This is a genomic window from Ethanoligenens sp., assembly GCF_047718355.1.
GTDB lineage: Bacteria > Bacillota > Clostridia > Oscillospirales > Ethanoligenentaceae > Ethanoligenens.
On record NZ_JBDNLG010000062.1, the window covers coordinates 1 to 17,423 of the forward strand.

General features: G+C 47.3%; 16 protein-coding genes and 1 other RNA gene. 2 read left to right on the forward strand and 15 right to left on the reverse strand.

From position 1 onward, the window contains the following. Positions 1–178: 178 nt before the first annotated feature. The 5 genes from ssrA to ABF463_RS09895 all read right to left on the reverse strand — a co-directional run bounded on the left by ssrA (position 179) and on the right by ABF463_RS09895 (position 4,926). Positions 179–558, reverse strand: a transfer-messenger RNA (tmRNA) gene (gene ssrA / locus ABF463_RS09875). Between the two features lie 4 nt (positions 559–562). Beyond that, positions 563–1,480, reverse strand: a complete 918-nt coding sequence (locus ABF463_RS09880) for an alpha/beta hydrolase (RefSeq protein ID WP_415533454.1) — start codon at positions 1,478–1,480, stop codon at positions 563–565. A 20-nt stretch (positions 1,481–1,500) separates the two neighbouring features. Continuing rightward, the gene (gene smpB, locus ABF463_RS09885; protein ID WP_415533455.1) at positions 1,501–1,965 is read right to left on the reverse strand and encodes an SsrA-binding protein SmpB; all 465 of its coding nucleotides are present in this window, start codon (positions 1,963–1,965) and stop codon (positions 1,501–1,503) included. Between the two features lie 193 nt (positions 1,966–2,158). Then, on the reverse strand, positions 2,159–3,568 hold the full coding sequence (locus tag ABF463_RS09890) for a DUF6056 family protein (protein ID WP_415533456.1): 1,410 nt from the start codon (positions 3,566–3,568) through the stop codon (positions 2,159–2,161). A gap of 59 nt (positions 3,569–3,627) precedes the next feature. Then, a complete protein-coding gene (locus tag ABF463_RS09895) occupies positions 3,628–4,926 on the reverse strand; it encodes an alpha-amylase family glycosyl hydrolase (protein ID WP_415533457.1) in 1,299 nt (432 codons plus the stop codon). 227 nt (positions 4,927–5,153) lie between these two features. Between ABF463_RS09895 and ABF463_RS09900 the strand changes: the two genes are divergently transcribed. Continuing rightward, positions 5,154–5,948, forward strand: coding sequence for an SDR family NAD(P)-dependent oxidoreductase (locus ABF463_RS09900; RefSeq protein ID WP_415533458.1), 795 nt, complete (start codon positions 5,154–5,156; stop codon positions 5,946–5,948). An 11-nt stretch (positions 5,949–5,959) separates the two neighbouring features. Here ABF463_RS09900 and ABF463_RS09905 read toward each other — a convergent pair whose 3' ends face one another. The 3 genes from ABF463_RS09905 to ABF463_RS09915 all read right to left on the reverse strand — a co-directional run bounded on the left by ABF463_RS09905 (position 5,960) and on the right by ABF463_RS09915 (position 10,801). Then, positions 5,960–7,249 carry a glycoside hydrolase family 1 protein gene (locus tag ABF463_RS09905; protein WP_415533459.1) on the reverse strand — a complete coding sequence of 430 codons (1,290 nt, stop codon included), beginning with the start codon at positions 7,247–7,249 and terminating at the stop codon, positions 5,960–5,962. A gap of 150 nt (positions 7,250–7,399) precedes the next feature. After that, entirely contained in the window at positions 7,400–9,781 is a 2,382-nt protein-coding gene (locus ABF463_RS09910; protein ID WP_415533460.1) for a methyl-accepting chemotaxis protein, read from the reverse strand. Between the two features lie 537 nt (positions 9,782–10,318). Further along, positions 10,319–10,801, reverse strand: coding sequence for a metal-dependent transcriptional regulator (locus ABF463_RS09915; RefSeq protein WP_415533461.1), 483 nt, complete (start codon positions 10,799–10,801; stop codon positions 10,319–10,321). 151 nt (positions 10,802–10,952) lie between these two features. Here ABF463_RS09915 and ABF463_RS09920 point away from each other — a divergent pair, with 151 nt between their 5' ends. After that, complete coding sequence (locus ABF463_RS09920) at positions 10,953–12,329, forward strand: Nramp family divalent metal transporter (RefSeq protein ID WP_415533462.1); 1,377 nt, start codon at positions 10,953–10,955, stop codon at positions 12,327–12,329. Between the two features lie 226 nt (positions 12,330–12,555). On the opposite strand, the gene ABF463_RS09925 is transcribed toward ABF463_RS09920, so the two are convergent. The 7 genes from ABF463_RS09925 to ABF463_RS09955 all read right to left on the reverse strand — a co-directional run bounded on the left by ABF463_RS09925 (position 12,556) and on the right by ABF463_RS09955 (position 17,239). After that, positions 12,556–13,074 carry a cob(I)yrinic acid a,c-diamide adenosyltransferase gene (locus tag ABF463_RS09925; RefSeq protein ID WP_415533463.1) on the reverse strand — a complete coding sequence of 173 codons (519 nt, stop codon included), beginning with the start codon at positions 13,072–13,074 and terminating at the stop codon, positions 12,556–12,558. Between the two features lie 82 nt (positions 13,075–13,156). After that, positions 13,157–13,924 carry a DNA repair protein RecO gene (gene recO, locus ABF463_RS09930; RefSeq protein WP_415533464.1) on the reverse strand — a complete coding sequence of 256 codons (768 nt, stop codon included), beginning with the start codon at positions 13,922–13,924 and terminating at the stop codon, positions 13,157–13,159. A gap of 109 nt (positions 13,925–14,033) precedes the next feature. Continuing rightward, the gene (locus ABF463_RS09935) at positions 14,034–14,228 is read right to left on the reverse strand and encodes a YqzL family protein (RefSeq protein ID WP_415533465.1); all 195 of its coding nucleotides are present in this window, start codon (positions 14,226–14,228) and stop codon (positions 14,034–14,036) included. Between the two features lie 123 nt (positions 14,229–14,351). After that, positions 14,352–15,263: a GTPase Era gene (gene era / locus ABF463_RS09940; RefSeq protein WP_415533466.1), complete on the reverse strand. Its 912-nt coding sequence runs from the start codon at positions 15,261–15,263 to the stop codon at positions 14,352–14,354. Positions 15,264–15,288: 25 nt separating this feature from the next. Beyond that, positions 15,289–15,765, reverse strand: coding sequence for a diacylglycerol kinase family protein (locus ABF463_RS09945; RefSeq protein WP_415533467.1), 477 nt, complete (start codon positions 15,763–15,765; stop codon positions 15,289–15,291). Positions 15,766–15,773: 8 nt separating this feature from the next. Next, positions 15,774–16,268, reverse strand: a complete 495-nt coding sequence (ybeY, locus tag ABF463_RS09950) for an rRNA maturation RNase YbeY (protein ID WP_415533468.1) — start codon at positions 16,266–16,268, stop codon at positions 15,774–15,776. Between the two features lie 2 nt (positions 16,269–16,270). After that, on the reverse strand, positions 16,271–17,239 hold the full coding sequence (locus ABF463_RS09955) for a PhoH family protein (RefSeq protein WP_415533469.1): 969 nt from the start codon (positions 17,237–17,239) through the stop codon (positions 16,271–16,273). Positions 17,240–17,423: the final 184 nt, after the last annotated feature.

The following is a 17,423-nucleotide window of genomic DNA, read 5'->3' on the forward strand; positions in this document are numbered from 1 at the left end:
ATCTGTCGAATGTCATTAGACTGCTTTTACTCTTCATCCCATATAGAGGTTTTTTTCTGTGCCCTATAAGGGTTTTGTCGTGCCTGTTCGGCGAAAATAAGGGGCTGTGCATTCCCTAACCGGGAGTACACAGCCCCAATATTATTTCCCAACCATTGGAATTGGTCGAGGATTCAAGTGGTGGAGGCGAGGGGAGTTGAACCCCTGTCCGAAGGCATATCCACAAAGTTTTCTCCGAGCGCAGCCGCTTATTTAAAAGTCCCGCAACGCATCCCCAAACGGCAGGCTATGCGTATTGGCAGCCTTTTAATACACATCCATTACAAAGGCAACTCACAGATGCGTTCACCGTTAAATGACGTTCAAATCCCGAGCCACGGTACTCTCAGGCTGAACGTGCCGCTTTAATTAAGCGGCAAGCGCCTCTTCGGAACGACCAAAGTTGACGCGGATAACATTATCTTTCGCATTTAAAATGCATTGCGGAGGTTTAAAGCGGTACCGCACCGCTGCTCGCTTACTTTGTTTCCATTCCCCCGTCGAAACCTTTACGCCCCCATAATTAAAAATAGGAGGAAAAAACCAGATGCAACCATTGATCGCACAAGGAAAGCCATGTAGCACAATGCGGATTAATGTTCGTATCATCTCCTCGTGCGGTCTCTGCTGTGCAAAGTGACAATCCATGCCCGCCTTTTGGATAAATATGCAGTTCAAACGGCACACGATGCGCCTGCAAGGCGTTTGCAAGCAATAAGGAGTTTTCAACTGGAACCACAGGGTCGGCAACTGTGTGCCACAAAAATGTGGGCGGTGTGTCGTGGGTTACTCGTTCGTCCAATGACAGCGACGTTTTTTGGACATCATCCGCACTACTTCCCAACAAGCTGTCCACGGATTTTACATGACAAAATTGTGTGAGCGAAATAACAGGATAACATAAAATCAAACCATTCGGACGAATATCCTCAACATGCAGTCCGAGCTGCGCTGCCACCCACGGTTGGTTCCACAGCGTACCCATACATGCTGCCAAATGTCCTCCGGCAGAAAAACCCGCCACGGCCACAGCGTTAAGATTGACGTGAAAGAAAGAGGCGCGTTGTCGAAGCAGTGCCACGCTAGCTGCAAGTTGCAGCAATGCAACAGGATAATGTTCCGGAGCCACAGAATAGTTTAACACAAACGCATTATATCCACGGGCAACAAATGCGAACGCAACCGGTTCTGCTTCTCGAGATGAGACAAACTGGTAACTGCCTCCAGGGCAAATAATGACCGATGGCCGTGTGTGATCTGGCTCCAATTCGGGGGCATTATCTGGACAATACGCCGTTAGGGTAGGTTCCTCGTATACTGCCCGAGTGCCGGCCAATCCTGCTTCTAAACTATAGGTCTGCCGTTGTCTACGAAGAAAATCCAAGGATTGAGTTGCCAGAGCAGGAAACGCTTCACGCAATTTGATGATTTCATATTGCATGAGATAGCCCCCTTATCCAATCAGCGGTTTCGTTCTTTGATTGCACGGTCAATTTCACGCGATGCATCCCGTTTGGCAATATCCGCGCGTTTGTCATACTGTTTTTTACCCTTGCAAAGACCGATCTCAACTTTGACTAAAGCACCTTTGAAATAAACTTCCAAGGGTATAAGCGTAAGTCCCTGCTGCTTGAGCAAACCAAAAAGGCGCATAATCTCACGTTTGTGCATCAATAAACGCCGCCGGCGTATAGGGTCGCGATTAAAAACGTTGCCTTGTTCATAAGGGCTGATATGCATGCCCCGGACAAACAACTCACCGTTGTTGATATCGCACCATGCATCCTTGAGATTGACCCGACCGGCCCGGACTGATTTCACTTCGGTTCCAGAAAGTTCGACCCCGGCCTCAAATGCTTCCTGCACGAAATAATCATGCCACGCTTTTTTGTTTTTAGACACACTGCGTTTTTCCACTCGCGCCATTTCAGTTACGCCTCATCTGTTCCGTAGGGTATCCTCTATTGTATAGGAAAACAGGCAAAATTGCAAGTCCTCCGTGCCATTGAGCCGACATTCACATAATTACACATTTTACTACAGTAATTCCGTATTAGTCAGGTCGTGCAGGTAAGCGAATTGGCAATCTATCGTCTGTTTGAAAAAATGTTCCACTTTTTTATAAAAGATGCACCAATATTCTGGGTAGCATATTAAGGATAATAAGTAGAGCAGAAATCACAAGTGTTTTAATGGTAAAATGAATTTCTTTATCCGTTGAGAAAGTATGAGATGACAGCATTATATCTAAAGGTACGGCCAACAAAAATATGCAAAAAACAAAAAAGATACGATTGCCGGAGGCAAATAATGTTGGCGATAGGAATATCACGACAAGCGTAACTAATCCGGTGATAATACAAAACAATGCCAGCATTAATCGTCGCGAACACCAAAGAATTAAAAAGACACCAATCAGAAAGACAACAAACCAGAAAAGATATGTGAAAATATTAGGCATTGTCAGTTGGGAATGTATTATATAAAATGGAAAAGAATAATGTTTGGATGGAGATGCAAACGCATAGGGAAATCCTCCCAGTGCTTTTGCCCAAATAGGGATGCGCATGATCAAAGAAAAAATAACCATTGAATAGAATATCCAAAATGCAGCTCGAATTTTTCCGATCATGTGCTTAAAGAGTAGCAAAGGAAAGACTGCAAGAAAACTAAACAGGAGCCATAGATTATTGACCAATCCGTCAAATAGCCAATATAACCCCACCCTCAAATGTGCAAAAAAGGAAAGCTGTTCAAATCCTGGAAATCGACCCAATTCGACTTGAAGGCGTTGAGCGCTCCCGGGGGATAAGAAGTTTACGGCGGCAGCAACCAATACAACAAAAGATACAATATAAAACGGAAATGGCATCGCATACCTACGTATTTTTTGCGAGGTATGAGCAACAACGATAGACACGCAGCAAACCAAGGCAATCTGTTCACTGCCAAACGCAGCCAATATTAAACCTGCACTACAAATCCAAAAGGGAACAAACCTACATGGCGGCTTGCTACGCAACACAATATCCGCATAAGGAATCATTCCCATAATGCCTAAAGAAAGCGGCACCAAATAAAAGCTGGATCCAGTCAACCAAAAAATTGCTTCATGTAAAACGGAATAGGAGATACAACAGAACATCCCCAAAACAAGAACCATGCCACGAAAGGATTGTTTTCCTGTTAGGCAGCGTACCATTGCATACGCCAATAACAGTAAAAATAGTGGATTAAATAATCTGAAGAGTATGGTACCACTCTTGACTGAAAAATATTCCACGCTTTCGGAAAACAATCGGCCTGACCAATTGTGATACCGCCAATTTAAAAAGTCAAAATAATTGAGTTTGTGCGCTATTTGGTAATAAAAGCAGTCATCACCGGCTAACGAGGTAAAATTAGGATGCACCATGCTATTTATACCGTATAACAAGACGATAACGATAACAAATACTAGCAATTTGGAAAAGACAGAAAATTTACTGTAATGGTATCTATTCGTGCGGCTAAACAACAAGCTCCCCATCCATTCTTCCAAAAAGTTAATATAATATGTCTGAATTGGTACTTAAAAACGCTTAAACATTAGATTTTCCAATAGGCCGCGCTATAGGGTGGCAATTCGCTTCCGCCTCCAAAATCATGCTTTTGCCCTGTTAACAGATCAGTAGCGCATCCCGCATTGGCATTAAAATGTGCTGTAAACGGAACCGCATCCGCATTAATGGCAACCAAAATCCGTTCTCCCTCAAATGCGCGCTCAAAGATATACTGCCGGTTGGTGAGCAGAACTTTCTGGAAAGTCCCGTACGCGAATGCCTTTTCCTTTTTATGGGCGGCACCGCACGCTGCTATAAAGGCGGTCAATTCGTTTTCAATAGGTTTATCAAAGCACGGCCGCAGCAGTTCATCGCTGCTGGGTTCCTTTTTGCCTAAGGCGCCCCATTCGCTTCCATAATAGATGCAGGGCGTGCCGGGAATGGCAAACAACAGCGCGTAAATCAACTTTAAATGTGCCGGTTGGGTCAATATGCTCGCCACGCGCTCGACATCATGATTATCCACAAAATTGAAAGGGTATTTCCCCACATATTTCCTTAAAAAATGATCTTCCAGCGTACTGTTGATTTCAAACAGATTCATGCTGTTAAAACTGGACCACAAACCCTTATAGGCTTGATAATTGGTCACGCTGTTGAGCATCCCATCATTCATCACACGGTTGTAGTCACCATGCATCACTTCACCCAGCAAATAGAAATCAGGCTTGAGTGCGTCGCAGAAAATACGCAGCTTACTGAGAAAATCCAGTGGAAGGCTATAGGCCACATCCAGCCGTATGCCATCTATGTCAAACTCTTTTACCCAACCTGCAATGCAGCCGAAGAGATGGCTAACGACTGCATCATTTTGCAAATTTAATTTAACCATCTCATAATGCCCCTCCCATCCCTCATAGGACAAGCCATCATGATATCCGTTGTCCCAATCAAAACGAAGGTTGACAAACCAGTCTTTATAAGCGGAGCGTTCTCGGTTTTGCAACACATCCTGAAAAGCCCAAAAGCCACGTCCCACATGGTTAAACACGCCGTCCAGTACCACACGCAGACCGTCCTTGTGCAATTTCTCACAAACTGCCGCAAAATCAGCGTTGGTACCCAAGCGGCCGTCCACCACCCGGTAGTCCCTCGTATCATAACCGTGCCGATCTGAAGAAAAAACGGGGCAAAAATAAATGGCGTCTGCACCTGTTTTTTTGATATGCGGAATCCAATCCATCACTTTTTTGATGCGGTTTACGACCACGCCATCATTATCCTGCGGTGCACCACAAAATCCCAACGGGTAAATCTGATAGAAAATACTGTTGTAAGCCCACATGTTATTTACCTCCAGCCATATTGTCATTCCATAGCTCTATCTATGTCTTTCACTATTATACGCTTTTTCCAAGTATTCTGATATGATCCTTTTGCAGGTTCTTTTATTTGTTGGAAAAACGTCCTAAATATTCTGTGCACAATCATGCACAGAACACGCCATCTGCGGTACAATATAGGTAGGTCATGAAAATTCATACACTTAATTGAAGCAAGGAAGTAAAATCAATGAATCCAGATGGAAAAGTCATCATCCTCACAGGTGCATCGTCCGGTATTGGACGAGCACTATTAGAACGCCTGCAACGATATAACGCAGATATTATCGCCGTCAGCCGACATATTGGAACAATCCCCAACCACAATGCACGAGTCGTCCCCTATACCTGTGATGTGTCCAAAAAAGAAGAAGTGGACAGACTCTTTTCCTTCGCGGTAGACAAATTTGGAAAAGTGGATTTGTTTATCGCAAATGCGGGGTTTGCCTATTGCGAGGAATTAAACACCGCCGACTGGGGGCATATTGAGAATATTTTCCGCACCAATGTGTTCTCTCCCATTTATTCTTTTGAGAAAATGAAAGAACTTAATCGGGGACGGAAATATACTGTCGTCATGACGTGTTCCGCCGTTAGCCGTATCCCTTTGCCGGGATACGCGCTCTATTGCGCTACCAAGGCCGCTATTGAACATTTTGCACATACGTACTTTTTTGAAAGAAACGACAAAGGTGTGCTAACGCTTGTATTTCCGGTGGCGACCGCCACCAAATTCTTCAATAAAGCAGGCGACAGCGCACCCGTTCCGCTGCCTGTACACCCGCCGTCTTGGGTAGCTGCATGCATTATGGCGGGCATCCATACCGACTGTCCGGTGGTCTTTCCTTCGCCCACTCATATGATCAGCTATTTCACCATCAACCGCATATTTCCGTTTATCTATGGTATCTATGACCTTGTCAACGCCGTACGGTTCCGGAGCTGGGCAAAAAGGCATCAGAATTCCAAGCCATCCGATACTTGAAAGACATTCTTTTAAAGATGGTATTCTTTAACCAGATCCTCCGTGCAGCCGCCGTTTTCACAGATTTTTGCGTAAAACTTCCCACTCTTTTTGATGATTCTGCGTTGGGATTCGTAATCGATATACACCAGCCCAAAGCGCGCCGATTCTCCCTCAAGCCATTCAAAATTGTCCATCAGCGACCAGTGATAATACCGCTCGACCGGCACACCTTTGTCAATGGCTTCTTTCACCGCGCGCAGATGCCCGGCAATAAACCGCACACGCAGCACATCATTATTATCGCAAACGCCATTTTCCGTGATCCAGATGGGCAGATGATATCGTTCATAAAATGTTTCGCACAAAATACGCAGGCCATCGGGGTATATTTCCCATCCCAAATCGTTTACAGGGCGATCCGGCTGGACAAAAGTCGTTAAATCGACCGCATTGACAATGTTGCGCGAATAGTAATTGATACCTATAAAATCAGCATAATGCCCCTCGTATCCACTTGGAACGCACAATTTTGCCGGAAACGGCAGCGTGCCCGTCGTCATGTAATCCGCAAACGCATCCTGAAAAAAGAACTGTTGCTTTTCCGCCAAGAAATGATCCAGCGTATGACCTTTTCGCAAGGGATCAAATACCCGCAGATGATTGGCGACACCCACCATTGTTTTACCCGGGAAATGCCGCTGTCGCCGTATCCGGTGAATGATCTCATATGCCGCAATATGGCACAGCGACATATTTACAAACACGCGATATGCGAGCGGGATGTCTTTTTTCCCCGGAGGCCACATGCCCGCCACATAGCCGTTTAGCAAAAACACATTCGGCTCATTGATCGTGATATACTCGCTGACCAAATCCCCCAATTGCTCCACGACATATTCGGTGTATCGCTCAAAATAGGTCACAATCTGTTTGGACGCAAAGCCGTCCTCTTTGTCCAACCAGATCGGATAGGTAAAGTGGTGCAGTGTGACCAGTGGGCGGATATTGTTGCGCAGCAAACAGGCAATTACCTCGCGGTAATGTGCAATCGCCTTTTCATCAAACCGTCCTTTTTCAGGTTCGATACGGCTCCATTCGATTCCCATACGGTAAATCTGATGGTGCATCTGGGACAGAAGCGCAACATCTTCGCGATAACGGTTCCAATGGTCTCCGGCACGCAAAATGTCGCTTCCGTCCTTGATATGCCCTTGTTCAGCCCATACATACCAGTTATTATTCCGGTCGCCGCCCTCTACCTGCACACCCGCGGTCGCGCTGCCAAACAAAAAATTCTTTGGAAAAGTAAACGGTTTCATGTTCTACCTCAACAGTCCTATCCGTTTGAGGATTGGACTCGGTTTTACTCAAACAAAGTCAGCCACCCGCAAGGCTATTGCTGCTTTAAGCCTTGCGGGCAACCGACGGGCTCCATTCTTTCTCATATACACCGGCAGGTGACGTGGCGTTTATGACCGCAGCGCAAATTGGGAAAGCTGGTTGCGCAGTTCTTCGGCCTGCCCCGAGAGTTCTTCACTGGCCGCCGCACTTTGCTCCGAAGTGGCGGAATTTGTCTGCACCACTTGAGACACCTGCTCCACTCCCATATCCACTTGGGAAATGCCCGACGCCTGCTCATTGGAGGAAGCGGCGATTTCCTGCACCAAGGCTGTCATTTGTTCCACACCCTCGGAAATATCCGCAAATTTTTTCGCCGTGTCGTTTGCCGTCTGTGTACCGACCGCCACTTTTTCTACTGTGTTTTCAATCAGCGCCGTCGTTTCTTTTGCAGCATTCGCGCTTCGAGCTGCAAGGTTGCGCACCTCTTCCGCCACAACGGCAAACCCTTTGCCGTATTGGCCTGCACGTGCAGCTTCCACAGCGGCATTCAGCGCAAGGATATTTGTCTGGAATGCAATATCGTCAATCACCTTGATGATTTTTGAAATGTTTCGGGAGGACTCACTGATTTCAGACATAGAATCCAACATATTTTCCATGCGCTGACCGCCCTGTGCCGCCCCGCTTTTAACAATCCCGACCAGCTCGTTTGCCCTATTAGCGTTTTCTGCGTTGTTTTTGGTTTGGGAGGCGATTTCGGCGATGGTCGCAGTCAATTCCTGCACCGCACTGGCCTGCTCCGTGGCGCCCTGCGAAAGGCTTTGGCTGCCTTGAGAAACTTCCGCCGCCCCGGTGGCCACTTGTGAGGCGGTGGCGTGGATAATTCCAAACAATTGATTAAGGGAATCCAAAATCGTGTTCAGGGAAGCGGAAATGTGTGAAAATTCACCGCGATATTCCGGCAGAGCCGGCTGGCTGAAATCCCCCTGCGCCATTTTGTCCAAGACCTCCGACACCTGCCGGACAATCTGGTCAAGTTCAGCGGCGGTTTGGTTTACTGCATCCGCCTGTGCTTTAAATACCCCTCTGAAATCATTTGTAACACGATGGTCAAATTTGCAGGAGGCAATTTGCGTCAAAGCCTCTGTGACCGCTTCAATGGGATTTTCCACCGCATCCAGAAGGTCATTGAGTCCGCTGACAATCTCCGCATATTTCCCATCAAATTTGGAAACGTCGCCCCGGATACTCAGTTGACCATCAGCAGCCGATTTTGTCACAGAAGAGACTTCCCCCATCAACATGTGTAATGTATCCATCATGGAAATGAGTGCGGGCACAAGCCTGTCTTTCTCACTGCGCGCGCCCTGTGCTTTCAAGTCCGCCAATTCACTCACATTGCCGCTTGCGACTTGCTCCAACACATTTTGAACATATACGCCTTGTTGTTGGACATCTTTGACAGCACCCGCCAGCTTCGCAAAATCGCCAGTTAAATTATCTGACAATTCGAACGTGTAATCGTTGAGTTTGATGCTGTCCAGAACTTGCATGATCTCCAGAACCGGCATAGAAATTGCGTCCAAGGTTCCGTTGATTCCCTCAATAATTTCACGAAATCCACCCTTGAACTGGTTTGCGTCCCCGCGAACGTGCAAGATATTTCCGTTGATGCTTTCTTCCGTTAATCTGCCTGCTTCCGCAACCAGCGCATTCACTGTGTGCATCATGGCAGCCAGCGACGGCATAAGCTTGTCATTTGCAGAACGTGGACGGATATTGGCACTCATGGAAAGCTGATGAACATCACCGTCCGCAATTTTTTCCATCAACGTCTGGATACCGACCAACCGCATCCGCATGATATTGATCGCAGTAGACATTTCTTTAAATATGCCTTGATAAGTGCCTTCCATCTTAATGGTAAAGTCATCCACAGACATATTTTGCAGCACTTGATTGATTTCCGTAACCGGCTCGGAAACCGTTCCCATCAATCGGTTAAATCCTGCCGCATATGCTTTCCAGTCTCCACGATATTTGTTTTCATCAAACCGCTGTGACAGGTCGCCCGCATTTGCAGCCTTCAACAACGTATTGGTGTCTTTTAAAATGTTCTGAACTACGCTCTCCAACTTGCCAACTGTTTTGAGCAGCGGCTGCTGATCGTCCGTCCGCAGGCTCTGCGTCTCACCATTTGCCAAGCTTTCCAGTGGGCCAAATATCTGCAACTGCAATTCTTCCGCGAGTACATCGATTTGAACCGATAAACGCCCGACTGCGCCGATTGGTTTGTTGCCGTTCCGCACACCCAGACGACCTTGCAACATATCAGTAATCTGTTTTGTAAGCCCTCTGAGTGGGGCGGCAATCAGTAATGCATAAATCAGCAGGAGCGCAGCTGTGGAAAATACAACCAATAAAACAGCCGCAACATACAGATTACTCCCACTTACGATGTGAAAATGAATGAGGGCAGTGAAAGTGCCAAACGCAACAACTTGCGTCAAGAAGAAAAGTCCACCTGTTCGCAACCCCAACAATTTTTCCTTCAATTTTACGACTCCCTTATAAATCAACTCTATCTAAAAAACACCAAGCTTTTTATACCGATTACACCTGTATATACTACCACATTTTCTGCCCAAAAGGAAGATATATCTAAAACACGCTCCTCACAAGCTGATGCCGCCTTAACAAAGACATAAATCCAAAGTCGTATAATGGATATATTATATATTGTGCTTTGCATTACGCAATTCATACAAAATGGGGCTCACGGTGATCTGACAATCGGTAGACGTGTGAACAAGCCCATTTGTGGCAGTAGAAATTGTATGTGTCGGGCGCTGCCAGTTCTACCAAATGTCCGAGGCACCACAATACGCGATGACCGTTACCCAAAAAAGAAGCCGTCCTCTTGCGTTTTGCACTTTTGTTAAGGCGGCGCTGATACCTTAAAACTGATTGCTATGCAAAATAAAAGAGCTGATTGCTTCATTGGCAATCAGCTCTTTTATTTTGAAAACTATGGTGTTTTGAGCATTTTAACGCAACGCCCTTTTTTGAAATTCATTTAGGTTGTTAGCGGTGGAGGGGCTTTCCTTGAAAAAATTCAGTAGAACCTCTAGATGCTTAACCGTATGCCGGTTTAACGAGTGTTCTACCAGTTCGGTCTCTTCTAGGCTGTCCCTAATACCGATTAGCTTAAAAAAACGTTCAATGGTATTGTGGCGTTTCAGCAAAAAAGCACCCGCCTCGCGTCCGCTATCTGTTAAAAGGATAATTTCCCGCTGCTCATATTTTAGATAACCGAGATTGGTCAGTTTGAAGACCATTTTAGATGCGGAAGAAGGCGTGACATTTAATAACTCCGCTATTTTTCCAACACGGGTGTATTTGTTGGTTTCACAACAGCGGAAAACCATCTCCAGATAGTCCTCCAACGCCGGTGTCAATTGCCCGGCCTGCTGGTTGAGTTTTTGGTAACCGCGGACTGTGCGAAATTCAGAATGGCTGTCCTTAGGCATCGTATCAAGTCCTTTCCGGTGCTCAATACAGTATATTCGTAACACATTCAGTTTAGGCACCATATATTGCCTAAGGGAAACATTCTATAGCACCGGAAAGTACTTTCCAGTACTTTTGCGAAATCACCACATTTAGGAGGTGGATCAAATCATGCAGGAGGATTTTGTCATCCAAAATAAGAAGACTGTGGACACGTCGCGTTTGTTGCACTCTGCCAACGGTCCAAGCCTTGAGGAAATCAACAACACGGTTTCGCTCCCCAAGCAGGCCGGTTTTTGGAAAAAACTGCTGGCTTACAGTGGTCCCGGCGCTTTGGTCGCCGTCGGTTATATGGACCCGGGAAACTGGATTACATCCATTCAAGGCGGCGCGCAATACGCGTATTCGCTTTTATGTATCATTTTACTTTCTAATCTGATTGCCATGCTGCTTCAGGGAATGTCCGCTAAACTGGGAATTGTCACCGGCATGGACTTGGCGCAGGCCACGCGTGCGACAACCAACAAGCCAATTTCCTTCATCCTGTGGATTTTAACGGAACTGGCCATTATGGCAACCGACATTGCCGAAGTGATCGGCGGTGCGGTGGCGTTGGAACTGCTGTTCAAGATTCCTTTGCTATTCGGCGTACTGATTACAGTGGGAGATGTTTTGCTTCTGCTGTTGCTGTCCCAGGTAGGGTTCCGAAAAGTGGAGGCCATCGTTGCAACTTTAATTACAACGATTTTTGTTGTTTTTTTGTACGAAGTACTGTTGGGCCACCCTTCCGCTGGGGCAATATTGACCGGCTTTATCCCTACACCCCGCATTGCGGCCAATCAGAGTGAATTGCTTATCGCGTTGGGCATTGTCGGGGCAACAGTGATGCCCCACAACCTGTATCTCCATTCCTCGATCATTCAGGCGCGCCAATATGATCGGACCGATGCGGGCAAAAAGGAAGCCGTTCATTTCGCCACGATTGATTCCAATCTTCAGCTCACGATTGCGTTTGTCGTCAACTGCCTGTTACTGATCCTCGGCGCTTCCATGTTCTATGGCCATGCAAGCAATCTCGGCCGGTTTGTCGATTTGTACAACGCTTTAGGCAATTCTAAAATAGTCGGGGTTATCGCAAGCCCGGTGCTAAGCACTTTGTTTGCCGTCGCCCTGTTGGCATCCGGGCAGAATTCCACGATTACCGGAACGCTTTCCGGTCAGATTGTGATGGAAGGCTTTATTCACTTGAAAATGCCGCTCTGGATGCGCCGACTGGTCACCCGCGTCATCTCCATCATCCCGGTTCTGATCTGCGTGATCATCTATGGCAACCGCGAGGATGCCGTGGAGCAGTTGCTGCTGTATACACAAGTTTTCCTGAGCATTCAACTTCCGTTTGCCATCGTCCCGTTGACAATCTTCACCAGCAACAAAAAGATCATGGGAAAATTCGTCAACCCGGCGTGGGTGAAATATTTGGCATGGGCCATCGCGATTGTGCTGACCGGTTTAAATATTTTCCTGATTTATGGGACGTTTGCAAACTGAATATTCAATATACGGTTACCCTATCTTTCAGCATGGGGCCACCGCCTGATGGAATAGTATCGGCAGTAGCCCCATTGGGAACCACACCTACACGGTAACCATGCTTTCGTCGGCAGCGGAATGCACCATGACGCACCGCTATCCGAAAGCGAGCGAGAGCTGATGGAACAGTTCTTCCAATGTGTATGTCTTACCGGGTATTTTGCCACTGATTGATGGGCGGCTGTTAAAATTCAATGCCTTTGCGCGCCTGCACCCCGTTCTCATACGGATGCTTGATGCACTGTATTTCGGAAACGTAATCTGCGCAGTCGATTAGCGCCTGTGGGGCATTCCTGCCGGTTAGAACCAGTTCGGTTTGGGACGGTTTGCTTTTAACGCAATTGAGCAATTCGTCCAGTTCAATCATGCCCGCCGCTGTTGCGCCAATGATCTCATCAAGAATCACTAAATCGAAATTGCCCATTTGTGCACATGCCTCACGGAAACAATGTTCCTGTGAGGCTTTACAGTTGGCACGTTCAGCGGCGTCCATGTAAGGAATGAATTTCTTCACATCGGTGCGCATGACCGGAATCCCCAATGTTTTTAAGGAGACCAGTTCACCGGTGTCCCGCCCTTTCAGAAACTGCGCAATCAAAACACGCAGCCCTGCACCCGCTGCCCGGCAAGCTAATCCCATCGCTGCCGTGGTCTTTCCTTTTCCATTGCCGGTGTAAATGTGTATAAGACCTTTTTCAGGCATCTTGCATCCTCCTGTTTATTGGCGCAGTGTGTTGATTTATAAATAGAAATTTACGCCGTATACCAACGGCAATCTGTGCTGTTTAACATATCGTAGAAAGTGAATGGTAGAACTCCAGCGTATTGAAACTGCGTTCCAGCGTTGCAAGCAAATACCGTTCTGAAGCTGTGGCAAACTGTGTAAGCGTGTGTTCCGGTAAAGAAAATGAAAACAGGCGGGAAAAATCCGCATATACAGTATGCCTCATAGCTGCCAAGGCCCCGCGTGAAAGTTGAGCGCGGGCATTTGGCGGTGTCTGATCCCGTATGGCGCAGCCGGCACATAAAAAGACGCCGGATTGCAGTAACAGCGTCACTTCATCCGCTTCATAGATGCCGCAGTCTGAGCAGGCGACCAGATCAGGCATATATCCGGATAATGACAAAAGCCGCATTTCAAATGCGGCTTTGATCTGTAAAGCTGGACGCTTGCCCGCTTCCAATAAGGCAAGTGCATTCAAGATAAGGCGCAGAAATAACGACGCTTCCTCTTCTTTGGGCGCAAGAAAATCTTCCAGTTCACAGAAATACTGTGCCAATGCCAGCTTTTCCAAATCCGACCGCACGCCCATGAACAAGGTGAGGGGAGTCGCCTCATCAATGCTGTATTTTTCGCGTCCCTTAAAAAGAGTAAAATCCGCATGGCAAAGCAATTGCGTGCCAGTCGACACCCCACTTTTCATCCGCCTGGCACCTCGTGCATTGGCACGGATTACACCGAATTTACGCGTGAGCAGGGTGAGAAACCGATCCGCTTCGCCAACGTTGAAATCGCGTATCACCAAACCGTCTGTTACCGATTGTGTGCCCATGGTTTCTGTCCGGTATCCCTTTCTTCTGCGTTGATACGCTGTTGCCGATGCCACGCGGAGCTTGCCACCAATGGTTAGCCGCAGGATTTATGAAACCCGCTGAAATCAATCACATTTGCCCAGAAAATGGTGGCTGACCCATGCGGCTATATCCCGTGTGCGTCTCATACGGGGAGTGGGGGAGTCCGTCGGGCTTCCGTCGGCCGGTTTTTTCCGCTCTGCCATTCGTCAGATCTTGATACAACATATATGCTTCAATATTGCCCGTTGTTTCAAATAGATACCAAGCAGTTTTTTCATCCATCGCTGTCCCTCCCGACCGATAAGGCCGATCGTTCCTTTTACGTGTGATTGGACTACCTGTTTATCTTTAGCCTATCACAAACGGATGGATGCTATGCGCGGAAATTATTGTTTGTTTTCTGTTTTAATCATATCCCAGTGTGCGTAGGATGCCTTCACGATTGCGCCAGTTTTCCTTGACTTTGACCCACAGGTGCAAGCCAACATGACAACCGAGCAGACTCTCAATGTCTACGCGCGCTTGGGTTCCCACCTTTTTGAGCATGGAGCCGCCCTTGCCCACGATGATGCCGGTATGGCTCTCACGCTCACAGTAAATGGTTGCGTCGATATCGATGAGGTCGCCGTTTTCACGCTCATGCATCCGTTCAATGGACACTGCAATTCCATGTGGAATTTCTGCGCTGAGCAGTGTGAGCAGCTTTTCACGGATGATCTCCGCTACCACCACACGTTCCGGTTCAGCGGTGACGATATCATCGGGATAGTACTGCGGTCCTTCGGGCATCATGGGAATCAATTCTGCCAGAAGTGCGTCTACACCATCGTTTTTCATCGCGGAAATAGGTATTACTGCCGTAAAATTACGCAGTTTGCTCCAATGGGCAATCACGCCCATCAATGCGCTTTTATCCGCCAATGTATCGATTTTATTGATGACCAGTAAAACCGGCACCTGTTTTCCCAGCTTACTGAGCAGTTCCGTTTCAGCAGTTCGCGGCTCCTCGTGCGGTTCGATGACTAAAAGTACAGCGTCCACATCGATTAATGTGGCATCAACCGATTTTGCCATATAATTGCCGAGCTTTGTTTTGGGCTGGTGCCAGCCGGGCGTGTCCAAAAACACCAGCTGCGTCTCTTCTTTGGTGTAGACACCCGTAATCTTGTTGCGTGTTGTCTGTGGCTTGGGGGAGACGATAGCGATTTTTTCACCCAATATCGCATTGAGCAGTGTGGATTTTCCCACATTGGGCCGCCCTACGATGGCGACAAAACCTGAATGGCGAATGGTCACGAAAAACCTCCTGTCCATCATATGAAATGATGGAATGTCTTTTTACTTAATGTTTGTGCACATTAAACGGGAAAAAGAAAATAAAAATGCTTGAAAGGGGCAAGGAAACCAAAGCTAAAAAACCATAAAACAAATGGCTAAATAAATATTCAATGATAAACAGCAGAGTGGCCGGGTGGAAAAAAAGCACGAATCCTACTATTGCCGAAAAAAAGGCACAAATCAGCACTGCGCCGGCGGCGACATCCTTACCAATACGCGCCAGATTGTCGTACCACGGCGCCTGCAAATTGATGATGGCTTCAAATGCCGTGTTCACTGCCTCTGCAAACAAAACCAACGCGATGGTTAGCAGCAGGACTGCATATTCTGCGGCGGATAGATGAAAGAACGGAGAAAAGCACAGCATATATGCGCCCACAATCAGGTGGATACGCATGTTGCGCTCATTTTTAATGCAAAACGCCACACCGCGAAATGCGTCCCGAAAACTTTTACGCAGCGAACGGATTCGCTGCGGCATCTGCGCCTTCATCCCTCTTCGTAAAGGTCGTGATTGAATCCAAGCGCAGCCATGATTACAGCTTCATGTTCATGCATATGCACCGCCTGAATACCGCCTTGTTCGTGGTCGTGCCCCATAATATGCAGTATGGAGTGTACCGTGAGGAACGCGACTTCCTGCTGGAGCGAGTGACCGTATTTTTCCGCCTGAAGAGAGGCGGTTTCCAACGAAATCACAACGTCCCCCAGCACATAGGCGCCGGTATCGGGGTTGAGGTCAAACTTTCCGTTTTCACCCATTGGAAAAGACAACACGTCGGTCGGGGTGTCTTTGTGCCGATATTGCGCATTGAGCTCTTGAATCTGCACATCATCGACAAATGTGACATTGACCTCCGCGCTTCCATCAAACCCTTCGTTTGCAAGTGTTGCGTTACAGCAGCGGCGTACCAACAGTCTTAAACCGGATGGAATCTTTACCGATTTTTGACGATTATCTATATATACTTTCAACTTGTCCATGGTTATTTTGCGCGCCTGCCTTCCTTTTCATACTTTTCGTATGCTTTTATGATTTTTTGTACCAGCCGATGACGTACAACGTCCCGTTCGTCAAAATATTGGATCGAAATATCATCCACATTTTTCAAGACATGCACGGCATCTACCAGGCCGCTGCGCTTACCATCCGGCAGATCCACCTGTGTCACATCCCCGGTGATGACGGCCTTGGAATTGAAACCCAATCGAGTCAAAAACATTTTCATTTGCTCAGGTGTGGTATTCTGCGCCTCGTCCAGAATGATGAATGCATCGTCAAGCGTGCGCCCGCGCATATAAGCAAGCGGCGCCACTTCAATGAGCTGACGTTCCATCAACCGCTGGTAGTTTTCAGCTCCCAGCATATCAAACATTGCGTCGTATAGCGGACGCAGATATGGATCTACTTTGTTTTGAAGATCTCCGGGAAGAAACCCGAGTTTTTCGCCCGCTTCCACAGCCGGACGGGTAAGGATAATGCGGCTGACCGACTTGGCTTTATAGGCAGCAACTGCCATCGCCACAGCAAGGTAAGTTTTTCCTGTTCCGGCCGGACCGACCCCTATAACAATTGTGTTGTTCTCAATTGCTTTGACATACTGTTTCTGGCCCAGCGTTTTGGCTTTCACCGGTCTGCCGCGGGCGGTGACACAGATGCAGTCACGTGCCAGCTCATCGACCTTGCTGTCGTCGCCGTCGCTGACCAGCGTGAGAACATACCGCACGCTTTGCTCATTGAGCTGTTCGCCGCGCTCGAGCAATTTCATCAGCCCTTCTACCGCGCGAACAGCCTTGCCGACATTTTCCGGTTCTCCGGTTACCCGCAAGTCGCCGCCACGGTTAGAAATCTGCACGTTCAACTCTCGCTCAATGGTTAAAATATTCTCGTCAAAATTTCCGAAGAGCCCCGCAATTTTATCCGGCGTGTCTATCGTGATCGATTGTTCCGCCATTCTCTCACCTTTAAAAAGGGACTGCCCGCATTTATAGAGGAGGTGCGCTGCGGACAAAGCCCCGAAATATGGATTTCTTAAAAAAACACGCTATCCCGCCACGGAAAACGCATAGATGACGGGCATTACTTTTTTTCATAAATATTTTACCCGCTATCTTATTTATTTTATATCATATCATATT

Excerpts from the sequence above, each read along its gene's own strand:
- era (WP_415533466.1), bottom strand. The coding sequence starts at position 15,263 with ATGATGGACAGGAGGTTTTTCGTGACCATTCGCCATTCAGGTTTTGTC.
- ABF463_RS09880 (WP_415533454.1), bottom strand. The coding sequence starts at position 1,480 with ATGCAATATGAAATCATCAAATTGCGTGAAGCGTTTCCTGCTCTGGCA.
- ABF463_RS09915 (WP_415533461.1), bottom strand. The coding sequence starts at position 10,801 with ATGCCTAAGGACAGCCATTCTGAATTTCGCACAGTCCGCGGTTACCAA.
- ABF463_RS09925 (WP_415533463.1), bottom strand. The coding sequence starts at position 13,074 with ATGCCTGAAAAAGGTCTTATACACATTTACACCGGCAATGGAAAAGGA.
- smpB (WP_415533455.1), bottom strand. The coding sequence starts at position 1,965 with ATGGCGCGAGTGGAAAAACGCAGTGTGTCTAAAAACAAAAAAGCGTGG.
- ABF463_RS09905 (WP_415533459.1), bottom strand. The coding sequence starts at position 7,249 with ATGAAACCGTTTACTTTTCCAAAGAATTTTTTGTTTGGCAGCGCGACC.
- ABF463_RS09900 (WP_415533458.1), top strand. The coding sequence starts at position 5,154 with ATGAATCCAGATGGAAAAGTCATCATCCTCACAGGTGCATCGTCCGGT.
- ABF463_RS09945 (WP_415533467.1), bottom strand. The coding sequence starts at position 15,765 with ATGCCGCAGCGAATCCGTTCGCTGCGTAAAAGTTTTCGGGACGCATTT.
- ybeY (WP_415533468.1), bottom strand. The coding sequence starts at position 16,268 with ATGGACAAGTTGAAAGTATATATAGATAATCGTCAAAAATCGGTAAAG.
- ABF463_RS09890 (WP_415533456.1), bottom strand. The coding sequence starts at position 3,568 with ATGGGGAGCTTGTTGTTTAGCCGCACGAATAGATACCATTACAGTAAA.
- ABF463_RS09920 (WP_415533462.1), top strand. The coding sequence starts at position 10,953 with ATGCAGGAGGATTTTGTCATCCAAAATAAGAAGACTGTGGACACGTCG.
- ABF463_RS09955 (WP_415533469.1), bottom strand. The coding sequence starts at position 17,239 with ATGGCGGAACAATCGATCACGATAGACACGCCGGATAAAATTGCGGGG.
- recO (WP_415533464.1), bottom strand. The coding sequence starts at position 13,924 with ATGGGCACACAATCGGTAACAGACGGTTTGGTGATACGCGATTTCAAC.
- ABF463_RS09895 (WP_415533457.1), bottom strand. The coding sequence starts at position 4,926 with ATGTGGGCTTACAACAGTATTTTCTATCAGATTTACCCGTTGGGATTT.
- ABF463_RS09935 (WP_415533465.1), bottom strand. The coding sequence starts at position 14,228 with ATGGATGAAAAAACTGCTTGGTATCTATTTGAAACAACGGGCAATATT.